This window comes from Mesorhizobium sp. M0633 (assembly GCF_040320645.1).
In the GTDB taxonomy this organism is placed as follows: Bacteria; Pseudomonadota; Alphaproteobacteria; order Rhizobiales; family Rhizobiaceae; genus Mesorhizobium.
The window spans coordinates 1-1,467 of sequence record NZ_JAMYQC010000108.1; the positions used below are offsets into that span (position 1 = coordinate 1).

Below are 1,467 nucleotides of genomic sequence, written 5' to 3' on the forward strand. Positions count from 1 at the left end.
CTTCTCGGGACGACGCTTCCCTCCCGCCTGCTTCTCGGCACGGCTCAATATCCTTCGCCGGCTATCCTTTCCGATGCGGTCAAGGCGTCGGGCACGTCGGTGCTGACCGTCTCCTTGCGCCGTGAAATGGCAGGCGGCAGGGCCGGCGAAAAATTCTGGTCGTTGATCCGCTCGCTCGGCGTCAGAATCCTGCCCAACACTGCTGGCTGCCACTCCGTCAAGGAAGCGGTCACGACTGCGAAAATGGCGCGCGAAGTCTTCGGTACGAGCTGGGTCAAGCTCGAAGTGATCGGCAACCACGACACCCTGCAGCCGGATGTGTTCGGTCTGGTCGAAGCCGCCCGCATCCTGTGCGAGGACGGTTTTGCTGTATTCCCCTATACTACCGACGACCTTGTCGTTGCCGAGCGGCTGCTTGCGGCGGGCTGCAAGGTCTTGATGCCGTGGTGCGCGCCGATCGGTTCCGCTCTCGGACCGATCAACATCACGGCGCTGCGCTCGATGCGCGGACATTTCCCAGGCGTTCCGCTGATCGTGGATGCGGGGCTCGGACGGCCGTCGCACGCGGCAACCGTCATGGAGCTCGGCTTTGACGCCGTACTCCTGAACACCGCGGTCGCCAAGGCGGCCGATCCGGTCGGCATGGCGCGTGCGTTCGGCAAGGCGGTCGAGGCCGGTCGTGAAGCTTTCAACTCGGGAATGCTCGAACCGCGCGACGTCGCCGTGCCGTCGACGCCGACAATCGGCAGGGCAGTTTTTTCATGAAGCTCGACCCCTTCTACCTGATCGTCGACAGCGCCGCCTGGATCGAACGGCTGGTGCCGCTTGGCGTCAAGCTGGTTCAGTTGCGCATCAAGGATAGGGACGAGGCCACGTTGCGGACGGAAATCCGCCGCGCGAACGGCGTCTGCGCGGTCCATGGTTGCCAACTGATCGTCAACGACCATTGGCGCACGGCAATCGAGGAAGGCTGCGACTTCGTCCATCTCGGCCAAGAGGATTTGGCTGCGGCCGACCTGCTGGCGATTAAGTACGCCGGATTGAAGCTCGGGCTCAGCACGCACGATCATCTCGAACTGGAAACGGCTATCGCTGCCGAGCCCGACTATATCGCGCTCGGCCCCATCTATCCCACCATCCTGAAGCAGATGAAATGGGCGCCGCAAGGGCTCGAACGGATCAGCGAGTGGAAGCGCCGGGTCGCACCGATCCCATTGGTCGCAATAGGCGGCCTCAACCCCGACCGGCTCGACGGTGTCTTCGAGGCTGGTGCGGACAGCGCGGCGGTGGTCACCGACATCACGTTGAATGCCGATCCCGAAGCGCGCACGCGAGAATGGATCGAAAAGACAAAGCCATGGCGCTGAGTCGAGAACCGCATGTGCTCGTGGTCGGCGGATCAGACTCCAGCGGTGGGGCTGGAATTGCACGCGATATCGAGACGATCGCTTCCATTGGCGTGCGCAC

The 1,467-nt window shown here is 63.3% G+C and carries 2 protein-coding genes and 1 pseudogene; all 3 read left to right on the forward strand.

The window, feature by feature from the left end; genetic code table 11:
* On the forward strand, nt 1–765 hold a 765-nt coding region (locus tag NKI47_RS34845; RefSeq protein ID WP_352596354.1), incomplete at its 5' end, for a thiazole synthase.
* Entirely contained in the window at nt 762–1,367 is a 606-nt protein-coding gene (locus NKI47_RS34850) for a thiamine phosphate synthase (protein ID WP_352596356.1), read from the forward strand. The genes NKI47_RS34845 and NKI47_RS34850, both read left to right, overlap by 4 nt.
* Nucleotides 1,358–1,467: pseudogene (locus NKI47_RS34855) on the forward strand (hydroxymethylpyrimidine/phosphomethylpyrimidine kinase); the annotation flags it as partial. The gene NKI47_RS34850 and the pseudogene NKI47_RS34855, both read left to right, overlap by 10 nt.

Excerpts from the sequence above, each read along its gene's own strand:
- NKI47_RS34850 (WP_352596356.1), top strand. The coding sequence starts at position 762 with ATGAAGCTCGACCCCTTCTACCTGATCGTCGACAGCGCCGCCTGGATC.